Origin of the sequence: Hafnia paralvei ATCC 29927 (genome assembly GCF_001655005.1) — a bacterium.
Classification (GTDB): domain Bacteria; phylum Pseudomonadota; class Gammaproteobacteria; order Enterobacterales; family Enterobacteriaceae; genus Hafnia; species Hafnia paralvei.
Genome location: NZ_LXET01000004.1, coordinates 39229 through 59703 on the forward strand (window position 1 = coordinate 39229; position 20475 = coordinate 59703).

The window sequence follows — 20475 nt, forward strand, 5'->3', positions numbered from 1 at the left end:
CTTAAATTAGTAAAGCGATAGTTCGATCACAACTTCAAATGGGCGGGGGAATAGGTTAAATACAGCGATATACATGCTACTATTGTGCCACTGAGCTATTGTTTTCATCTGATGATTATTGGGATTTTATGGCTACATTGAAGGAAATCGCGAAGGCGGCCCAGGTCTCGGTGGCGACGGTTTCACGAGTGCTAAATGACGATCCCACCTTGAGTGTGAAAAGTCAGACGCGTCAGAAAATCCTCGAAGCCGCAGAGCGCCTCGAATACAAAGTCCCCAGCGTCAAGCGACAGGCTAATCAGCGCCTGACATTTGCTGCACTTTATACTCATGGACAAGAACTAGAAATCAACGATCCCTATTATTTGGCGATGCGTTATGGCATTGAAACTCAATGTGAAAAGCTAGGCATCACGCTAGTTTCTTGTTATGACTTTAAAGGCGACAGAACGCTGCCAGCAGTCGACGGTTTACTGATTATTGGTAAACCTCAGTCTGTTGCACAAGCAATACTTGAACAGCAGGATTTACCGCTGGTGTACCTTGATGGCGTCACCAATGATCCGCGCTTTGACTGCGTGAGCGTTGATTTATATAAAATCAGCCAGAAAGTTATCGACTACTTTATTTCCCGTGATTACCTGCGCATCGGTTTCATCGGCGGGCGCGATGACCCTGAATATGCCGATCAGCGCGAGCGAGCGTTTGTTGAATACGGGTTAAGTAAAAACGTGGTCCAGCCGCAGGATGTTTACTACGGCGATTTCAGCAGCCAGGCGGGTTACCAGTGTGCGAAAAAAATGCTTTCTGCATCAAAGGATTATCCGCCAGCCTTGTTTGTTGCGACCGACTCCATAGCCATTGGTGTGCTGCGCGCATTGCATGAACATGGCGTTAAAGTCCCCGAGCAAATGGCGCTGATTAGCGTCAACGATATTCCAACCGCACGCTTTGTGTATCCTGCTTTATCAACTGTCCGCATTCACTCCGAAACCATCGGTGCGCAGGCCGTTAACCTGCTGATGGAACGGATTCGCGACGATCGGACCATCCCACTTTCCGTCTTTGTTCCAAGCTCTTTGCTGTTGCGAGACACAACGGTATCTCCTTGATTTTTAAGGGTGGGTTAGCGCAGGCGACATCCACCGCAAATCCTTAACCTCAACGATTTATTGTGATCCCCTCGGCATTTAGTAAACTTTAATTTTTTGTTTTACTAAATATTTACTATTGTTTACCCATACCCACGTAATGAGGATGTTGGCGTGAACAATTGGGAAAACATCGAAAAACAATCTGAGAACCGTTTACCAGCGAGAGCTTGGTTTCACAGCTATAGCAGCACGGAGCAGGCGAAAGGACTGGATCGTTCCGCGAGTCAGGGCTTTATGCTGCTAAGTGGCAAGTGGGCTTTTAACTATTTCGACCATCCGGAAAAAGTGCCTGCTGAATTTTATCATCAGCCAATGACGGATTGGGGTAACATCACCATTCCGAGCATGTGGCAAATGGAAGGCCACGGTAAACTGCAATACACTGACGAGGGTTATCCATTCCCTATCGACGTGCCTTTTGTTCCCACCAATAATCCAACCGGTGCCTATCAGCGCCAGTTTTCACTTCCGCTGGACTGGTTGCAACGCCAGATCATTATCAAATTTGATGGCGTAGAAACTTACTTTGAAGTCTATGTTAACGGCCATTACGTTGGCTTCAGCAAAGGCAGTCGCCTGAGCGCTGAATTCGACCTCAGTCCCTACGTGCAAGCGGGTGAAAACTTGCTTAGCGTGCGGGTGATGCAGTGGGCGGATTCCACTTACATCGAAGATCAGGATATGTGGTGGATGGCGGGGATTTTCCGCGATGTTTACCTGATTGGTCAGCCGCAGGTGCATCTGCATGATTTAACCGTAATCACTGAATTTGATGAAAATTATTGCGATGCGGAACTTCAGATAAGCTGCGAGCTTCATAATAATTCCGCGACGCACGCCGTAGATTTCCAGCTTCATGCCCAATTATTGGATGGCGATAAATGCGTTGCCGAACAGCAAACTACGCTCGCGATACAGAATGATTCAACCTGCCAGTTTTTGCTGCCGGTAAAACAGCCAAAGCAATGGAATGCGGAACATCCCAACCTCTATTTGCTGCTGTTAACGCTGCGTGATGCCAGCGGTGAAATCATCGAAGTAGTACCGCAACAGGTCGGCTTCCGTGACATCAAAGTGCGCGACGGGCTATTTTATGTGAACGGACGCTATCTGAAATTACACGGCGTGAACCGCCACGATCACGATCATCAGAAAGGCCGCGCAGTGGATATGGAGCGTGTTGAGCGCGACATCATTTTGATGAAGCAGCACAACATCAACTCCGTTCGTACCGCACATTACCCGAACGATCCCCGCTTTTATGCCTTGTGCGACCAGTACGGCCTGTTTGTTATGGCGGAAACCGATCTTGAAAGCCACGGCTTTGCTAACGTCGGTAATCTCAGCCGCATCACGGATGATCCTGCTTGGGAACAGGCTTACGTCGAACGTATCGAACGCCACGTCATGGCGCAGAAAAATCATGCTTCCATCATCATGTGGTCGCTGGGCAATGAGTCGGGTTACGGCTGCAATATTCGTGCGATGGCCGCGCGCTGCAAGGAACTCGACCCAACGCGTCTGGTGCATTACGAAGAAGATCGCGACGCAGAAGTGGTCGACGTTATCAGCACCATGTATTCGCGCGTTTCGATGATGAACGCGTTTGGTGAATATCCGCATCCTAAGCCGCGCATCATTTGTGAATACGCCCATGCGATGGGGAACGGGCCGGGTGGGCTGGCGGAATATCAGGCGGTATTTAATCAGCATAAAAGTTTGCAAGGCCATTACATCTGGGAATGGTGCGACCACGGTTTGCTGGTGCACGACGAGCAGGGCCGCGAGCGCTATCAATACGGCGGCGATTACGGCGACTTCCCGAACAACTACAACTTCTGCATGGACGGCCTGATTTATCCCGATCAGCGCCCGGGCCCTGGCCTGCGTGAATACAAACAGGTGCTATGCCCGGTCAATATTCGCCAGACGGAACACGACGATGTGTTGCTGGTGGAAAACCGATACTGGTACAGCACGCTGGGCGATATCGAGTTTCAGGTGGCATATCAAGTCGATGGCAAAACCCTCGCGCAGCAAACATTAGCGCTGCCGCATTTGCTGCCTGGCGAGGCCGAAGAGTTGCGTCTGTCACCACCGCAACTGCCAGCCGGTGAAGTGTTTATCAACGTTGAAATCATTAAGCGGAGTGCGACGAGCTACAGCGAAGCGATGCATGCTCTCGGCCACTTCCAGATTTTGCGCCAACAGGCGGAATCGCGTGAGCCGTTGCCGCTCAAGAAATCTGGCACATTACGCAATGACACGCAGGGGCATCAGCAAGTTATCAGCGGCACTGATTTTACTCTGACGTTCTGCCGTTTAAGCGGCGAGCTGGTTTCCTGGTTAGTCGCAGGCGAAGAGATCGTTGGGCGCGCACCGCATCTGACGTTCTTCAAACCAACAATTGATAACCATAAGCAAGAATTTGAAGGCCTGTGGCAGCCGTATCACCTGCATTTGATGCAACATAATTTCCGCGCGATGCGGCATTTCTCGCAGGGTGACGATGAAATTATTGAAATTGATAGCGTCATTGCGCCGCCGGTATTCGACTTCGGGATGCGCTGCACTTATCGCTGGCGCATCACGCCCGCAGGCCACGTCACGCTGGATTTGTCCGGCACGCCTTACGGCAATTACCAGGCTATTATCCCGAAAATTGGCCTCGATTTTGGCATCAGCAAGCGCTTTAAACAGGTGGAATATTACGGACGTGGGCCGGGTGAAAACTACGGCGATAGCTGCCAGAGCAACCTGATAGGCCATTATTGCCAGCCCGTTGAGAGCCTGTTTGAAAACTATCCGTTCCCGCAGGATAACGGCAACCGGCAGCAGGTGCGCTGGCTGAGCGTCGAGGATGAAAAGGGTAACGGGATTTTCATTCAGCCGCGCAGACCGATTAACTTCAGCCTATGGCCTTACAGCGCTGAAATGTTGCAACAGGCGCAGCACATCAACGAACTGGAAGTGTGCGATTACCTGACGCTAAACCTTGACGACCAAATCCTCGGCCTTGGTTCCAACTCCTGGGGTTCCGAGGTGCTGGATTCATTCCGGGTTTACCTCAAACCGTTCGAATACGGCTTCACCATGGTGCCGTTCCGTAAGGCAGAAACTGCGATAAGCGATCTGGCGAAATACGATTTCCATCCACAAAGCGTACGCGCACATTCTTGATGAGGCTGGCGTAATGATTATTGTAAATACTTTAGAAGAATTTCAGAGCGTTTACCGGGCTGGGAAAAAATGGCAGCGCTGTATGGAAGCAATTAATAACCTGAAGAGTATTAAGCCTGATGTTTTTTATTCGATAGGGGATTCACTAGTTTATCGTCTTACGGAATGTTCTGGTGCTGGTGACGGGCTATTTGAAGGCAACCGCCGTTACTTCGATGTGCATTATTATCTTGCCGGACAAGAAATGGTGGAATATGCCGCCAAAGCTGAATTAACCCCAGAAGTTCCTTATAAGGATGAATGTGACCGAGAGTATTTCAGCGGGCAGGGCGCAAAACAGAAGCTGGTGGCGGGTAATGTCGCCATTTTTGAAAACCACGAAGCGTACAGATTTTCTGCTGGGGATAGCATGCGGAAGGTCATCCTGAAAGTTACCGTTGAGGAAACGTATTTCCTTAATAAATAAAACGTCGGATGGTGCTAACGCTTATCCAATCTACGTTAGCGACATCCGCAAATACAATAAAAATACCCTACATGTGGAGTTAATATGGCTTCAACGAACAGAAACACCATTGGCAAGTTTGGACTATTAGCCATGACATTTGCGGCGGTATTTAGCTTCAATAATGTCATTAATAATAATATTGAATTAGGTATTGCGTCGGCACCGGTTTTTTTAGTGGCAACGCTTATTTATTTTATTCCATTTTGTTTGGTTATTGCCGAGTTTGTTTCGCTTAATAAAAATTCTGAAGCGGGCGTTTATGCGTGGGTGAAAAGTGCTATGGGTGGGCGTTGGGCATTTATTACCGCCTACACTTACTGGTTCGTTAATTTGTTTTTCTTTACTTCATTATTACCGAGAGTTATTGCTTACGCATCGTATGCATTTCTCGGATATGACTATATATTTACGCCATTGACTACAGCAATTATTAGTATCTGCTTGTTTGCATTTTCGACCTGGATTTCTAACCATGGCGCGAAATTGCTGGGGCCAATGACGTCTCTCACTTCCACGCTCATGCTGTTGTTGACGTTCTCCTACATTATTCTTGCGGGTGCTACGGTGATTGGTGGTGTAGAACCTGCTGACCCCCTCAACGTAGAGGCAATTACTCCTCATTTTAGCTGGGCGTTTCTTGGCATTATTGCGTGGATTTTTCAAGCAGCAGGCGGTGCAGAGTCTGTGGCTGTGTACGTTAACGACGTAAAAGGTGGCAGCAAAGTCTTCGTGAAAGTGATAATCCTTTCGGGACTGTTTATTGGTGGTTTGTATACGGTTTCTTCTTTACTGATTAACGTGTTTGTTCACAAGGCTGATTTACACTTTACCGGGGGTACAGTTCAGGTATTTGAAGGGTTAGCACGTCATTTTGGCCTGCCCGCGATGTTCATGAAGCGTTTTGTGGGGATTGTCTCTTTTACTGCGATGTTTGGTTCTTTGCTGATGTGGACTGCGGCTCCGGTAAAAATATTTTTCACGGAGATTCCAAAAGGTATTTTTGGTGAGAAAACCGTGCACTTAAATCAGCATGGAGTGCCTACTCGTGCCGCCTGGATCCAGTTCTTAATTGTCATTCCTCTGATGCTTATTCCAACCATTGGTTCGGGCAGCGTACAGGAATTGATGAATACGTTGATCAATATGACGGCGGCAGCATCTATGTTGCCTCCACTATTTATCATGCTGGCATACCTAAACTTACGCATCAAATATGATGGCGTGAATCGCGATTTCCGCATGGGAACACGCATGCAGGGCATTACCATCGTCAGTGTGCTGATTGTAATTTTCACCGTTGGGTTTATTGCTTCCACGTTCCCAACGGGTGCCAGCATCATGACCATCATGTTTTATAACGTCGGTGGGTTGGTTATCTTTCTTGGTTACGCGTGGTGGAAATACAACAAGTACGAAAAAGGGCTGGACGCGCGGGCTCGATATGAAGCAGACACTCCGCTGGCACAAATTGTGCTGGAGCAGCAACGAGATAATATAACGACAGCAGGTATTCCTGTGGTTCGTTAGTTGTGCCATTAAATCAGCCAGCCCGTTAAATCAGACTGGCTTTTCTTGTTTTGCTATAACTCGTTTAATAATCACCAGCGCGTTTTTGAACGGCAAATCCTCTGTGCTAAGGTTAAGCCAGAAACAACATTGCACATGCCCTAACATGATGCGAAACAGCCAAAATGATTCCCCAAAATGGAGCATGACTTCGCTCAGAACAGCATTTCCTCCTGTCGATGCCGCAAATTACAAACCCAATTGTTCAGATATTCAGCATTTGGCGATAATTTTTTCACCAATTCTGCCAGAGATATCCGCTATTAAAATTTTGTTACATAGTGAAATAAGCTGACCAACGACTGCTAGCATAAATTTTAATCCTGTAAATGTTATCAAGACGTTTCTTTAATGTTTGTATGCTGTATATCACAGTCCTTGTAAATCACCTTTGGTTATATTGACGTCACCTTAAACACTTGCGAAATTGGTATGCATAAGGTGGGTGATTAACACTGGAAGCCCCTTCCAAGTGCTACCCAATGTGGCCCCGAAGAATCGTTCTCTTTGGCATGCGGGTTGCACCCATCCTTGGCTTTTCAGCCAACACTGCACGGGTCGCATATAAAAAAACAGATCTGGCAGACACACACATCACTACGGAGCCAAGCGTTATGTCTTCTTATAAGAACACCTCCACTCACCGTGGAAAAAAAATAGGTGCGTTGAAGTTGGGGATTGGTCTGGTTGCTCTGGCGCTGGCCGCCGGTGCTCAGGCAAAAACTCTGGTTTATTGCTCAGAAGGTTCACCTGAAGGTTTTAACCCTCAGTTGTTCACTTCTGGTACAACTTACGATGCGAGTTCTGTGCCGCTCTACAACCGTTTAGTTGAGTTCAAAACTGGCACCACTGAGATCCAGCCGGGTTTAGCCGAAAAGTGGGAGATCAGCCCAGATGGTAAAACCTACACTTTCCATCTGCGTAAAGGCGTGAAGTGGCAAGGCAGCAAGCTGTTTACCCCAACGCGTGATTTGAACGCTGATGACATCGTGTTCTCCTTTATGCGTCAGAAAGATGAAAAAAACCCGTACTACAAAGTGTCCGGTGGCACCTATGAGTATTTCCAAGGTATGGGATTGGGTGAATTGATCAGCAAAGTAGAAAAAGTGGACGATAACACCGTACGCTTTGAACTGACACGTCCTGAATCACCATTCTTAGCTGATTTGGCAATGGATTTTGCGTCTATTTTATCTGCTGAATACGCCGATGCGATGATGAAGGCGGGTACACCAGAGAAGATCGACCTTGAGCCGCTGGGGACGGGGCCATTCCAACTGGTGCAATATCAGAAAGACTCCAAAATCCTGTACAAGCCGTTCAAAGATTACTGGGGACCTAAGCCAAAAATCGATCGCTTGGTCTTCTCCATAACGCCGGATGCTTCCGTGCGTTATGCCAAACTGCAAAAAAATGAGTGTCAGGTGATGCCGTATCCAAATCCGGCTGACATTGACCGCATGAAGCAAGATAAAAGTATTACGTTGATGGAGCAGCCGGGTCTGAACGTTGGCTACTTGTCGTATAACGTTGAGAAAAAACCGCTGGATAACGTGAAAGTGCGTCAGGCACTGACGATGGCGGTAAATAAAGAGGCGATCATTGAAGCGGTGTATCAGAAAGCGGGTCAGCCAGCGAAGAACCTGATCCCACCGACCATGTGGAGCTACAACGACAAAATCACCGACTATGCTTACGACCCAGCGAAAGCAAAAGAGTTGTTGAAAGAAGCAGGCTTGGCAGATGGTTTTGCTATCGACCTGTGGGCAATGCCGGTACAGCGTCCATACAACCCGAACGCTCGCCGTATGGCTGAGATGATTCAGGCTGACTGGGCGAAGGTCGGTGTAAAAGCCAAGATTGTTACCTATGAGTGGGGTGAATACCTAAAACGTGCGAAAGACGGCGAGCATCAGACCGTGATGATGGGATGGACTGGGGACAATGGGGATCCAGATAACTTCTTCGCGACGCTGTTTAGCTGTCAGTCTGCTAAAGATGGTTCTAACTACTCAAGATGGTGCTACAAGCCGTTTGAAGATTTGATCCAGCCAGCACGCGCTGAATCCGATCACGAAAAACGCACCGAACTTTATAAACAGGCTCAGGTCGTTATGCATGATCAGGCACCCGCGTTGATCATCGCTCACTCCACCGTTTATGAGCCAGTGCGTAAAGAAGTGAAAGGCTATGTGGTTGATCCATTAGGTAAACATCACTTCGATCAGGTGTCTCTCGACTAACCACGTTAACCCCTCCCATCCTCCCTCTTGTCAGGGGGAGGAATAGAAATAGATTGTGCCGAGTGGGCATTTTCATCATTCAACGCTCTTCTGTGAAGGGGAGCGTTGGGGTGGGGTCTCCGTTAGACGTAGCTGTACTGTGAGCAATGCTTCAATCATAAAAATAGAGAGTACGGGATATGTTGCAGTTCATACTCCGGCGTTTGGGGTTAGTGATCCCAACGTTTATTGGCATAACGTTATTAACGTTTGCTTTTGTTCACATGATCCCCGGCGATCCGGTCACGATCATGGCAGGGGAGCGCGGGATCTCCGCCGAACGTCATGCTCAGATGATGACGGAAATGGGCTTGGATAAACCGCTGTATCAACAATATTTCATCTACGTCAAAGACGTACTGCACGGTGATTTAGGCACCTCGCTCAAGAGCCGAACGCCGGTTTGGGTTGAGTTTGTCCCCCGTTTTAAGGCCACGCTGGAACTCGGTATCTGTGCGATGTTATTCGCTATCGCGGTCGGTATACCGGTCGGCGTATTAGCTGCGGTGAAGCGCGGCTCCATATTCGATCATACCGCTGTCGGTATCTCACTGACAGGCTATTCCATGCCGATTTTCTGGTGGGGGATCATGCTTATCATGTTGGTATCGGTACAGTTCAATCTCACGCCCGTATCGGGGCGCATAGACGACAGTGTTTTCCTTGATGATAGCTATCCGTTAACCGGATTTATGCTGATTGATACCCTATTGTGGGGAGAGCCGGGTGATTTCAAAGATGCAGTCATGCACATGATTTTACCTGCCATCGTGCTGGGTACTATCCCATTGGCGGTCATTGTGCGTATGACCCGCTCATCGATGTTGGAAGTGCTGAGTGAAGACTATATCCGTACCGCTCGCGCGAAAGGTTTGGGGCGTATGCGCGTGATTATTGTACATGCGTTGCGCAATGCGCTGTTGCCGGTGGTCACAGTCATTGGCCTACAGGTGGGGACCCTATTGGCGGGGGCGATCCTGACAGAAACCATCTTCTCTTGGCCTGGGCTAGGGCGCTGGTTGATTGATGCTTTGCAGCGCCGAGATTATCCGGTGGTACAAGGTGGTGTGCTATTGGTAGCCGTCATGATCATTCTGGTTAACCTGCTGGTTGATGTGCTGTATGGCGTCGTTAACCCACGTATTCGCCATAAGAAATAGGAGGCGCAACGATGTCTAACGTTACAACAACGTCCTCGGCAATAAGCGCGCCTAAGCCGATGACTCCGTTTCAAGAATTCTGGCACTACTTCAAACGCAACAAAGGTGCGGTGGTAGGACTGGTCTATATCGTCATCGTTTTAATTTTGGCGATTGGTGCAAACGTGTTGGCTCCGCATCTGCCAGCGGAACAGTTCCGCGATGCCTTGCTTAAACCTCCCGTATGGCAAGACGGCGGCAGTTGGAAATTTATTCTTGGCACAGATGATGTAGGCCGTGATGTGCTGTCGCGCCTGATTTATGGTGCGCGTTTGTCACTGCTGGTGGGATGTCTAGTGGTCGTATTGTCACTGATCCTCGGCGTGATATTCGGCCTGTTGGCAGGATATTTTGGCGGTGTGGTTGATGCCGTCATCATGCGTATTGTGGATATCATGCTGGCCTTGCCAAGCCTGCTGTTGGCTCTGGTTCTGGTGGCTATTTTCGGCCCGTCGATTGTTAACGCTTCATTGGCGTTAACCTTTGTTGCGCTGCCGCACTACGTGCGATTAACGCGTGCGGCGGTGTTAGTTGAGGTGAACCGCGATTATGTGACCGCTTCTCGTGTAGCGGGCGCAGGTGCGATGCGCCAGATGTTTATCAATATTCTGCCTAACTGTTTAGCGCCTTTGATTGTGCAGGCGTCGTTAGGTTTTTCGAATGCCATCCTCGACATGGCTGCATTAGGTTTCCTTGGCATGGGGGCTCAGCCGCCAACGCCAGAATGGGGAACCATGTTGTCTGATGTACTGCAATTTGCGCAAAGTGCGTGGTGGGTCGTGACCTTCCCTGGCTTAGCGATTTTGCTGACGGTCTTGGCATTTAACCTGATGGGCGATGGATTACGCGATGCGTTAGATCCGCGTCTCAAGCAGTAGTGGGTAGAGGTAGAATATTATGGCTTTATTAGACGTTAACGAGCTATCAGTTCACTTCGGTGAAAAAGAAGCGCCGTTCCGTGCCGTTGATCGCATCAGCTACAGCGTTAATCAGGGTGAAGTTGTCGGCATCGTTGGTGAATCAGGTTCTGGCAAGTCAGTGAGCTCTCTAGCAATCATGGGGCTGATTGACTTTCCTGGACGTGTGACGGCTAGCAGTTTGAGCTTTAACAATATTGATTTGCAGAAGATTTCTGAAAAAGAGCGCCGTCAGATTGTAGGTGCTGAAGTGGCTATGATTTTTCAGGATCCTATGACCAGTCTGAATCCGTGTTACACCGTGGGTTTTCAGATTATGGAAGCGCTCAAGGTGCATCAGGGGGGCAACCGCAGTACGCGTCGTCAGCGTGCTATCGACCTGCTAACGCTGGTAGGCATTCCCGATCCGGGCTCGCGCTTGGACGTGTATCCGCACCAGCTTTCTGGGGGGATGAGCCAGCGAGTGATGATTGCAATGGCCATTGCTTGTCGGCCAAAACTGCTCATTGCTGATGAACCTACCACGGCGCTGGACGTTACCATTCAGGCACAGATTATTGAGCTACTGCTGGAGCTACAGCAAAAAGAGAATATGGCGCTGGTGCTGATTACCCACGATTTGGCACTGGTCGCAGAAGCAGCCCATAAGATTATCGTGATGTATGCGGGACAGGTTGTGGAAGCAGGGACAGCGCAGGAAATTTTCCGAACCCCACGCCATCCTTACACTCAGGCTCTGCTACGTGCGTTGCCAGAGTTTGCCGCCGATAAGGCGCGATTGGCATCGCTCCCCGGTGTTGTTCCGGGTAAATACGATCGTCCAAACGGCTGCCTGCTTAACCCTCGGTGCCCGTATGCCAACGATTTGTGCCGTCAAGTTGAGCCAGAACTTAAAGATATCAACGGACGCAGGGCAAAATGCCATACGCCGCTTGATGATGCGGGGAGACCCACACTATGAGTCACGCAACACTGAATAAGCAGGCACCGCTGCTTCAGGCTATCGATCTGAAAAAACATTATCCGGTGAAAAAAGGTTTATTCGGCGCGGAACGTTTGGTTAAAGCGCTTGATGGGGTCTCGTTTACGTTGGAACGCGGCAAAACGCTGGCGGTGGTTGGTGAGTCTGGTTGTGGTAAGTCGACGTTGGGTCGCCTGTTAACCATGATTGAAATTCCTACTGGTGGTGAGCTGTATTATCAAGGACAGGATTTGCTTAAGCCGGATGCAACAGCGGAAAAACTGCGTCGGCAGAAAATCCAGATCGTGTTCCAAAATCCCTATGCTTCGCTAAATCCACGCAAGAAGGTCGGGGCTATTTTGGAAGAACCGCTCACTATCAATACGTCGCTTAGCGCCGTTGAACGCCGCGAAAAAGCATTAGCGATGATGGCGAAAGTGGGATTGAAAACTGAGCATTACGATCGTTATCCCCATATGTTTTCCGGTGGGCAGCGTCAGCGTATCGCGATTGCACGCGGTTTGATGCTCAATCCTGACGTGGTGATCGCTGATGAGCCCGTTTCTGCGCTGGACGTTTCGGTGCGCGCTCAGGTACTGAACCTGATGATGGATTTGCAGCAAGAGATGGGGCTGTCTTATGTCTTTATCTCTCATGACTTGTCGGTGGTGGAGCACATTGCCGATGAAGTGATGGTGATGTATTTGGGGCGCTGTGTGGAAAAAGGGCCAAAGGATGCCGTGTTTAACAATCCGCGACATCCTTATACCCAAGCGCTGCTCTCTGCGACGCCACGCTTGAATCCAGACATGCGCCGCGAGCGAATCAAGTTGACCGGTGAGCTGCCAAGTCCGTTAAATCCACCGCCTGGCTGCGCCTTTAACGCGCGCTGCCGTCGTGCATTTGGCACTTGCAAGCAGCTACAGCCACAGCTGAAACAGTATGGCGAACAGCTGATTGCCTGTTTTGCTGTGGATCAGGATGAAGCTGCGGAAAGCGCTTAGTATCGATTTATCAGGATTCTATTTTGAGAGCTCTGAAAAGAGCTCTTTTTTTATATGAAAAATAAGACTATCGCGAGATAAATCACCATGTATTTAGTGCGTCTTTAATGTTCTATAAAGGTATGCTTGTACATTATATTAGCAAGCTATAAGTTTGCTATGATTCATTCATGGGCATAGAAATATCTTAATATGGTCATCGTTATTATTTGAAGCATTTGGTAGGGGCGTTAAACAATCAAAAATATATATTTTTTAATGCCTAGAGTGTTCATACAAGTGTACATAATTAAATGCTTTCTGTTACGGTAGAAATATTCTCTGCGTATTTGAGCATAGTAAATACCGCGTTATAAATGCGATTTAAGGGAATATATATTGAGAAGGCTCCCTTTGGGGGAGCCTTTAGATACGCTGTTTTGCATGCGATATTACTGCGGGTAAGGCACCCAATCGCCACCGTTGAGGCGGATATAAGGTTTGCCCTGATACTGAATAACGATGGCGTTATCGTTCTCTGAAACTGGTGCCGTTTGTGGTAGCCCTTTCAGCAAGGCTTGCCAGTTTACGCTGCTTTCCGTGAAGATTTTACCGTCAACGGAACGAGCAACTAACTCGGAAAGAGCCAGATAGCTGCTTGGCTGATCGACAATAATTTCAGTCGGTTGCGGTGCTTTCATACCGATAAACTTGATACCAACGGGGACATGCGTAATGCTTGGGCTTGGAATATCACGTAGGCCTGACATCTGCATTTTGTCCCCAACAAGCGCGGCACCATGCTCAGGCACGACAACCACCATCACTTTGCGATTTGATTTCTCAAGCTGCGTTAGGAATGCGTCTAGCTGATCAAACAGTTTTTGTGCGCGGGGCTTATAGTCGGCGCTCTTGCTGCTACCAACCATACGATTACCGTCATGCAGTGGGATCAGGTTAAAGAAGGTGGCGGTGCGTGCATCGCCTGACTTTTCAACGGTTTGCTGCCAGCGTTGTAAAACTTCTAAATCGTTAAATATCGGTTCTCCATCAAACGACGTGAGCTCGTGCGAAATCCCTGCCTGAGATTCCAACGGCGTCTGCAAACCGGCATCTTTGCGCAGGTCTTCCAAGTAGTTACCGAACTTACCTGAGTGGTCCATAATGAGTCTCTGACCAAAGCCGAGTTTAGCCAGATTATCCATCAGATAGCATTGCTGGCCTGCGGCAGAGTAGAGCTCTTTATGCGAAGGCTGGCCGCAGCTCGCACGTAACAGACGAATCGACGCAGGGCCGCTGTAGGCGGTAGCAGAGTTAAAGTTTTTGAACAGAATATCGAAGTGCTTCCACAGTGGGTGATCCTGCAAGCCAACAGAATCCACATCAGACCACGCCAAAGAACAGATGTTGATAATCAACAAATCGAATGGCTGTGCATCGGCCGGTAGTGCCGTCGGGAATTGGGTTTGGCGCTGCTGTTCACTGGCATAAAATGCGTCGAGGTAAGCTGAAAGATTCTTATTGTCAGGTGGTGCAGTTTGAGCAGGAAGATCGCTGTTAACGCCTGCTGAATTTGTGCTGGCATCGGAAGATTCTGCCGCTGCCGTTGTGGCATTCGCGCTAGTGGTATCCGGTGTGAGTGAGAATGCAGGTCCGGCAATCTGCAGCACGTTTAACCATACAAGGGCCCCGACGACGAACACGGTAACGCGTATCCACTGCGAGATAAAAAGATAGCCAACCAGCATGACAAAGCCCGCGCCAATCATTTTCCAGTTAATGAAGCGATTCACTAAGTCCAGCAGATAGGAGGCCGAGAAGCCCGCCAGCTGCGAACCTTGGCTCATGATGCTGTTAATCCCCGGTAGCCATGTATCGTGATAGAACAAGCCAATCCCAATAGGGATCGCTATCCAGTTGCGCCAGCGGTGCAAACGGACGTTTGGCAAAGGAAACAGCAAAAAGGCGAGGAATATCAGATTTGATAGCGCATCAAAATTAAGATAACCAAACCACAGCAGAGCGAACTTCAGCAGGAAGTAGAAATTCCAGCCTCCAAGTCCGCGCCAGTAGTGCCACAGGTCCGTTAAGGTATTCGTGGAGTTACTATTTTTGGTCATTTTTACGGTCTACCGTGACAGAAGTGTTACGTTGTAAGCGAGTATTACGCCGCAGGATCCCCTCGGATTTTAAATAGCGCGGCGTGAAGAGTACTTGGCGTATTGATTGCAGAATATGGGGTAATTTTTTACGCAAATAGTAGCCCAATGGCAGAAGTATCACCGCACAGACGATGATGATTTGCAAAATATCCATGCTGTTCATCATTCAACACGCTCCTGACTTGGCGTGAGTAATAGCCTGATTGGCTGCGGTGAATGGCGTAAAGGATGTTCCGCCGCAGATTCACTGTTTTTGCGATTTACCAGCGGTGTGATGCGGTCTGAAAGGTGCCAGTTAGATGGCTTGTTGGACTGCATCTGCTGTAGTTCGGCGATGATCAGCTTGTCTTGATACCACACCATGCGATTTGTGAAGACCTCATCGACCGGCAATGGGAATATATGGCTAAGCGCGATATCTAAGTCATTGATTCTACATGATGAAAGAAACAGCGTTAGCCGGTTTTCATCGATAGTAACCAAATCACCAAAGCGACGGGTTCGGCAGATTGTTAATACCTGTTCAGTGCGCAATCCTGGAACGGGGCGTAAGGCAATTAAAATGCCTTTGCTATCTTCTGGTAATAAAGTGTTATTCATCAAAGACATCAGCGTTTCGCAGAAGGTATTGTAAGGAATATATCCTTTCAAGTTCAGCGGACGCATGGCTTCAATCAGTAGGTCAATGTCTGACGGTACATGGCGAGGATAGGTGTGCCCTTGAACACTTTCCAACATTGTTAGACAACGTGATAGCGGCGCATTGTGTGGGATTATCAGGTTAGCCCCGCAGGCCAACAATAGTCGCTCGTCGCTGAAACGTAGGCAGGTAGTACTTTCGCGCACCACCAGTTTGATCGCCTTGCCACGTTGGCGGCGCAAACTATGAATTTCACGCGCTAATGTATCGATTTGATCACTATTAGAAAGTTGGAAAACTAACGTACAGGCTTGAGCGGCATAGGCGGCATTAAACAACGCAAGGTTGCTTTCAAACAGATGCCAGTTTTCAGAGAGCGGTGGAGCCCCTTCCAATACGGCTTTATGCGCCATATAAATTTGTTCATCGTTGCGGGGTTGTGGTGCTTGTAGAGTATCTTCATGGGCATGCCAACCGCGCTCGTCAAAATAGACCCCCACGTCTTGCTGCGCAGTAACGCCGTTTTGATTACACCAGTAGGCAACGTCGTAGCGGTGCAGATCTTGCAGCCAGCGTAAGCTTGCCAAGCCGCATAGCGTACGATGCTGGGACTGAAGCATGGTTCTCTGGCTATTTGCACTTTTGCCGTAATCGATAATCAGCAAGGTGCAATTTTGTTGGCGTAGCCAGCGGGTGGTATCTCGCATCCACTCGGTCAGTTCATAGGGTTGCAGCTGCTCCCAAATTCCTGATGGCGTGAATAACACCAGCAGTCGGTTTTTCGGATGCAGACCGCGCATCAGATCTTCCGTAAACTGAAATAACGCTTTACGCTTTTCGGGAAGTGAGTAAATAGGGAGTTTATTGGGGCCAAGCGTGTAGTTAGCGCCGATAATATCCTGCGGTGGACACTTTACGCTGATTAACGCTGCACGCGTTTCTGCAGGCTGGCTTGAGATTACCTGCTGACAAAAGCTTTTAGCATCAACTTCACGGTCTGCACTAATCCAATAGAGGCCGGGAGCTTGCATTATAAGAAGCTCATCCCATAGTTGATGAACCCCGAGAGAAAAAGATAGCGCCATAGAGTGTTAATTCTCTGAATGTGATTATACCCGTCAAGCTTAACGTTTTTACCTAATCGCTAGATTTATCCTAGTCTCCATAGATTTTTTTGTGTCGCTTTTTATCTACGGCGATAATTTATTTGTCGTATGCGGTCTACTAGCGAAAAAAGATAAACGAATGTAACATTATAAATAATTTACGACAAATTACTAAGACTGATGCGTACCCGCTATTACGTTGTAGTCACGGGTTTTTTTAAGCTGTCTATAATCATAAACATTAGTCGATTTTTCATGGATAGCAGAATGAATGACAAAAGAATTAATCTAATTGCGAAAGATCCTACGTTTACTTTCCAAAATGATATTGCTGCACTGAGCAATGCTTTTGCTATTCCTAAAATCAACTATGTTGATATCTCACGCCAAGAGCATATGAACGAAGTGATTCGTCGTTGGCCGCTATTGGCCGAGCTCACTCAATTGACGGGGAGAGTCCGTTAATGGCTGTTATTGCTTTGCAAGGGCTGCGAGGTGGTGTGGGGACCACATCCATCACCGCCGCATTGGCGTGGGGGTTACAACAGTTAGGCGAGTCAGTATTGGTGATCGATATGACGCCAGCAAATCTATTGCGTATGCATTTTAATACTGACTTCGCTCATTCCCAAGGTTGGGCTCGCGCCGAATTTGATGGTATCGCATGGCAAGACGCTGCGTTACGTTACACTGAATTACTGGATTTCTTGCCTTTTGGGCAGATTAACGGTGATGAGCACGCTCAATTTTTTACTGACGTAACGCGCTGGATAGATTGGTCGCGAAATATTAATGCGCTGCGCGCGAGCGGCAGATATAACTGGATCTTACTTGATGTTCCCAGCGGTATGCACCCACTGGCACAGCACTTTACCTCGTTGGCTGATAGTGTCATAAACGTTATTGTTCCTGATACCAATTGCCACATTCGGTTGCATCAACAGCCCCTCCCGCAGGGCGTTTTTCTGTTGGCTAATCAGCTAGTAGCGACGAGCCAACTACAAGAGGATATCTATCAGCTTTGGCTGCAAAGTTTACCTTCTTTGCTGCCTATGGTGATCCACCGTGACGAGGCGATGGCAGAGGCGAGCGCAGTCAAACAGCCGCTCGGAGAATATTATCCGCACTCTTTGGCGGCGGAAGAAATTATGACACTCGCCAACTGGTGTTTGCTGCATTTCGATGCTGAAGGCAATGCTGCCGATGGGATGATCCCATGAGTCTCCTTCTCGATCTCTTTCTCATGCGGCCAGCGCGTCAAGCTTTGGTCGATCGTTACTACCAATATCGGCAGTCAGCTTCAGCATTGGGTTCCGTATTAGGCTGCTTCTGGTTGACGGTTGCGTGGTTCTTTCTCAAGCTGGAGTCTCCCCGCTGGCAGCAGATCCGCGCGCAACAAACGACGCTTTTTCCCCATATTGATACGCAACGTCCTCGACCACTCGATATTGTTCGTTACGCGATCCAGAGTCTGTGGCTAATCGTGTTCTTCTCGGGGAGACACACGAAAGAGTGGGGTATCCGCGCGCTGATTAAAAAATGGCATAACGGCTATCATGATTGGCTGAAAAGCTTACCTGAGAAGATGCAGGAGCATGGTGCGGAGGAGTCGGAACAGGCTTTTAATCGTTTAGGCCAAGGCATACGCCGTCTGGTATTGGGCGTTATGTGTGTATTCTCCGCTCTTCTTGCGTTGCTCTGTATTTCCCAGCCGTTTGACTTAAGTTCGCAGTTTGTATTCGTGGTGCTGCTGTGGGGCATCGCGATGATTGTGCGGCGTATTCCAGGCCGTTTTTCGTCGCTGATGATGATTGTTTTGTCGCTAACGGTCTCTTGCCGTTATATCTGGTGGCGCTATACCTCAACGCTTAACTGGGATGATCCGGTTAGTTTAATCTGTGGATTGCTGCTGCTTGCTGCTGAAACCTATGCGTGGGTCGTTTTAGTTCTGGGGTACTTCCAAACCATTTGGCCGCTGAATCGTCAGCCAGCGCCTATGCCGGAAGACATTAAGTCATGGCCGACCATTGATATTATGGTGCCGACTTATAACGAAGATATGAGCGTGGTGAAGCCCACCATTTACGCAGCTCTCGGTATTGATTGGCCAAAAGAAAAACTGAATATCTGGCTGTTAGACGATGGTGGACGTGAAGAGTTTCGGGAGTTTGCTGAGCAGGTTGGGGTGAAATATGTCGCCCGTACGACCCATGAGCATGCCAAGGCCGGTAACATTAATAACGCGTTGAAACAGGCGACTGGTGAGTTTGTCGCGATTTTTGACTGTGATCATGTCCCCACTCGCTCATTTCTACAGCTAACTTTGGGGTGGTTCTTCAAAGATAAAAAGCTAGGCATGATGCAGACACCGCATCATTTTTTCTCCCCTGATCCTTTTGAACGTAACTTGGGTCGTTTCCGTCGGACGCCAAACGAAGGCACCTTATTTTACGGGTTGCTACAGGATGGTAACGACATGTGGGACGCCACTTTCTTCTGTGGTTCGTGTGCCGTATTGCGTCGTAGCGCGTTGGACGAAGTCGGCGGTATCGCCGTTGAAACCGTTACCGAAGATGCTCACACTTCTTTACGTCTACACCGTCGTGGGTGGACATCAGCGTATATCCGCATCCCACAGGCTGCGGGGTTAGCCACCGAAAGTCTTTCGGCCCATATTGGCCAGCGTATTCGATGGGCTCGCGGTATGGTGCAGATTTTCCGTTTGGATAATCCATTGCTTGGCAAAGGTCTGAAGCTGGCACAGCGTATCTGTTACGCCAATGCGATGTTGCACTTTCTGTCCGGCATCCCACGGCTCATTTTCCTCACCGCGCCTCTGGCGTTTTTGCTGATGCACGCCTATATCATTTTTGCTCCCGCGCTGGCGATTGCGTTGTATGTGATCCCACATATCGTTCACTCCAGTCTGACTAACTCCAAAATTCAGGGCAAATATCGCCATTCATTTTGGAGTGAAATCTATGAAACCGTGTTGGCATGGTACATCGCTCGGCCGACCACGGTGGCGCTGCTTAACCCGCATAAAGGGAAGTTCAACGTTACGGCGAAAGGTGGATTGGTTGAACATCAGCACGTTGATTGGGTTATTACCCGTCCGTACCTGATTTTGGTATTGCTCAATTTTGCCGGTTTGATTTTGGGGATTTGGCGGATGTCGTTTGGTCCACAAGATGAAATCTGGACGGTAGCAATGAGTATGGCGTGGGTGTTCTACAACATGATCATTCTGGGGGGCGCTGTGGCTGTGTCGGTTGAAACGAAACAGGTTCGCCAATCTCACCGCGTAGAAATTGCTATGCCCGCGGCAATTGCACGCAAAGACGGCCATATCTTCCCTTGCACGCTACGCGATTATTCCGACGGAGGCGTGGGCGTCGAACTGCGAGAAGGCAGCGTGCTCAATGATGGGGAAAACATCACGCTGATGCTGAAACGTGGTCAACAGGAGTATTCGTTCCCCGCGAAGGTGACACGCGTCTTCGGTCAGAAAGCGGGCTTGCGCATGGACAACATGAGTGTGGCCCAGCATATCGAATTTATTCAGTGTACGTTTGCGCGCGCCGACACTTGGGCGCTATGGCAGGACAGCTTTGCCCAAGACAAACCGGTAGAGAGTTTGCTGGATATTTTGAAACTTGGCTTCCGTGGATATCAAAGCCTTGCTGATTACGCTCCCCCTATTTTGCGCAGTGTGTTTATTGGATTCACTACGCTGGTTACGTGGACGGTGTCGTTTATCCCACGTGGGGTGAGCAAGGCTTAGCAGGAAGGAACAATAAACGCCCCGGCACCGCAA

15 protein-coding genes are annotated in these 20475 nt (G+C 48.8%); 12 read left to right on the plus strand and 3 right to left on the minus strand.

Translation table 11 applies throughout. The features are described from left to right. The first annotated feature begins 128 nt into the window (after positions 1-128). The 9 genes from ebgR (at position 129) to dppF (ending at position 12771) form a co-directional block, all read left to right on the plus strand. Positions 129-1112 carry a transcriptional regulator EbgR gene (gene ebgR / locus M988_RS00640; RefSeq protein WP_064572473.1) on the plus strand — a complete coding sequence of 328 codons (984 nt, stop codon included), beginning with the start codon at positions 129-131 and terminating at the stop codon, positions 1110-1112. A 153-nt stretch (positions 1113-1265) separates the two neighbouring features. After that, positions 1266-4334 (plus strand): beta-galactosidase subunit alpha, encoded by a 3069-nt coding sequence (gene ebgA / locus M988_RS00645; protein WP_064572475.1) that lies wholly within the window; start codon positions 1266-1268, stop codon positions 4332-4334. A 13-nt stretch (positions 4335-4347) separates the two neighbouring features. After that, on the plus strand, positions 4348-4800 hold the full coding sequence (locus M988_RS00650; protein ID WP_064572477.1) for a beta-galactosidase subunit beta: 453 nt from the start codon (positions 4348-4350) through the stop codon (positions 4798-4800). An 84-nt stretch (positions 4801-4884) separates the two neighbouring features. Further along, complete coding sequence (locus tag M988_RS00655; protein ID WP_064572478.1) at positions 4885-6369, plus strand: amino acid permease; 1485 nt, start codon at positions 4885-4887, stop codon at positions 6367-6369. 653 nt (positions 6370-7022) lie between these two features. Then, positions 7023-8651, plus strand: a complete 1629-nt coding sequence (gene dppA, locus M988_RS00660) for a dipeptide ABC transporter periplasmic-binding protein DppA (RefSeq protein WP_008815589.1) — start codon at positions 7023-7025, stop codon at positions 8649-8651. 179 nt (positions 8652-8830) lie between these two features. Continuing rightward, entirely contained in the window at positions 8831-9850 is a 1020-nt protein-coding gene (gene dppB / locus M988_RS00665) for a dipeptide ABC transporter permease DppB (RefSeq protein ID WP_061059419.1), read from the plus strand. Positions 9851-9861: 11 nt separating this feature from the next. After that, a complete protein-coding gene (gene dppC / locus M988_RS00670; RefSeq protein WP_061059420.1) occupies positions 9862-10767 on the plus strand; it encodes a dipeptide ABC transporter permease DppC in 906 nt (301 codons plus the stop codon). Between the two features lie 19 nt (positions 10768-10786). Next, positions 10787-11767: a dipeptide ABC transporter ATP-binding protein gene (dppD, locus tag M988_RS00675; RefSeq protein ID WP_008815586.1), complete on the plus strand. Its 981-nt coding sequence runs from the start codon at positions 10787-10789 to the stop codon at positions 11765-11767. Continuing rightward, positions 11764-12771: a dipeptide ABC transporter ATP-binding subunit DppF gene (gene dppF / locus M988_RS00680; RefSeq protein WP_008815585.1), complete on the plus strand. Its 1008-nt coding sequence runs from the start codon at positions 11764-11766 to the stop codon at positions 12769-12771. Before dppD ends, dppF begins: the two co-directional genes overlap by 4 nt. A 431-nt stretch (positions 12772-13202) precedes the next feature. On the opposite strand, the gene bcsG is transcribed toward dppF, so the two are convergent. Genes bcsG through bcsE form a run of 3 tightly spaced genes read right to left on the minus strand, consistent with a single transcriptional unit; the run spans position 13203 to position 16637 of the window. Then, positions 13203-14870, minus strand: a complete 1668-nt coding sequence (gene bcsG, locus M988_RS00685) for a cellulose biosynthesis protein BcsG (protein ID WP_008815584.1) — start codon at positions 14868-14870, stop codon at positions 13203-13205. Beyond that, positions 14857-15078: a cellulose biosynthesis protein BcsF gene (gene bcsF / locus M988_RS00690; protein ID WP_008815583.1), complete on the minus strand. Its 222-nt coding sequence runs from the start codon at positions 15076-15078 to the stop codon at positions 14857-14859. The genes bcsG and bcsF overlap by 14 nt, the downstream gene beginning before the upstream one ends. Further along, complete coding sequence (bcsE, locus tag M988_RS00695) at positions 15075-16637, minus strand: cellulose biosynthesis protein BcsE (protein ID WP_064572479.1); 1563 nt, start codon at positions 16635-16637, stop codon at positions 15075-15077. The genes bcsF and bcsE overlap by 4 nt, the downstream gene beginning before the upstream one ends. A 288-nt stretch (positions 16638-16925) precedes the next feature. Between bcsE and bcsR the strand changes: the two genes are divergently transcribed. Genes bcsR through bcsA form a run of 3 tightly spaced genes read left to right on the plus strand, consistent with a single transcriptional unit; the run spans position 16926 to position 20442 of the window. Beyond that, complete coding sequence (gene bcsR, locus M988_RS00700; protein ID WP_008815581.1) at positions 16926-17123, plus strand: cellulose biosynthesis protein BcsR; 198 nt, start codon at positions 16926-16928, stop codon at positions 17121-17123. Continuing rightward, entirely contained in the window at positions 17123-17878 is a 756-nt protein-coding gene (gene bcsQ, locus M988_RS00705) for a cellulose biosynthesis protein BcsQ (RefSeq protein WP_008815580.1), read from the plus strand. Before bcsR ends, bcsQ begins: the two co-directional genes overlap by 1 nt. Beyond that, positions 17875-20442 (plus strand): UDP-forming cellulose synthase catalytic subunit, encoded by a 2568-nt coding sequence (gene bcsA / locus M988_RS00710; RefSeq protein ID WP_064572481.1) that lies wholly within the window; start codon positions 17875-17877, stop codon positions 20440-20442. The genes bcsQ and bcsA overlap by 4 nt, the downstream gene beginning before the upstream one ends. Positions 20443-20475: the final 33 nt, after the last annotated feature.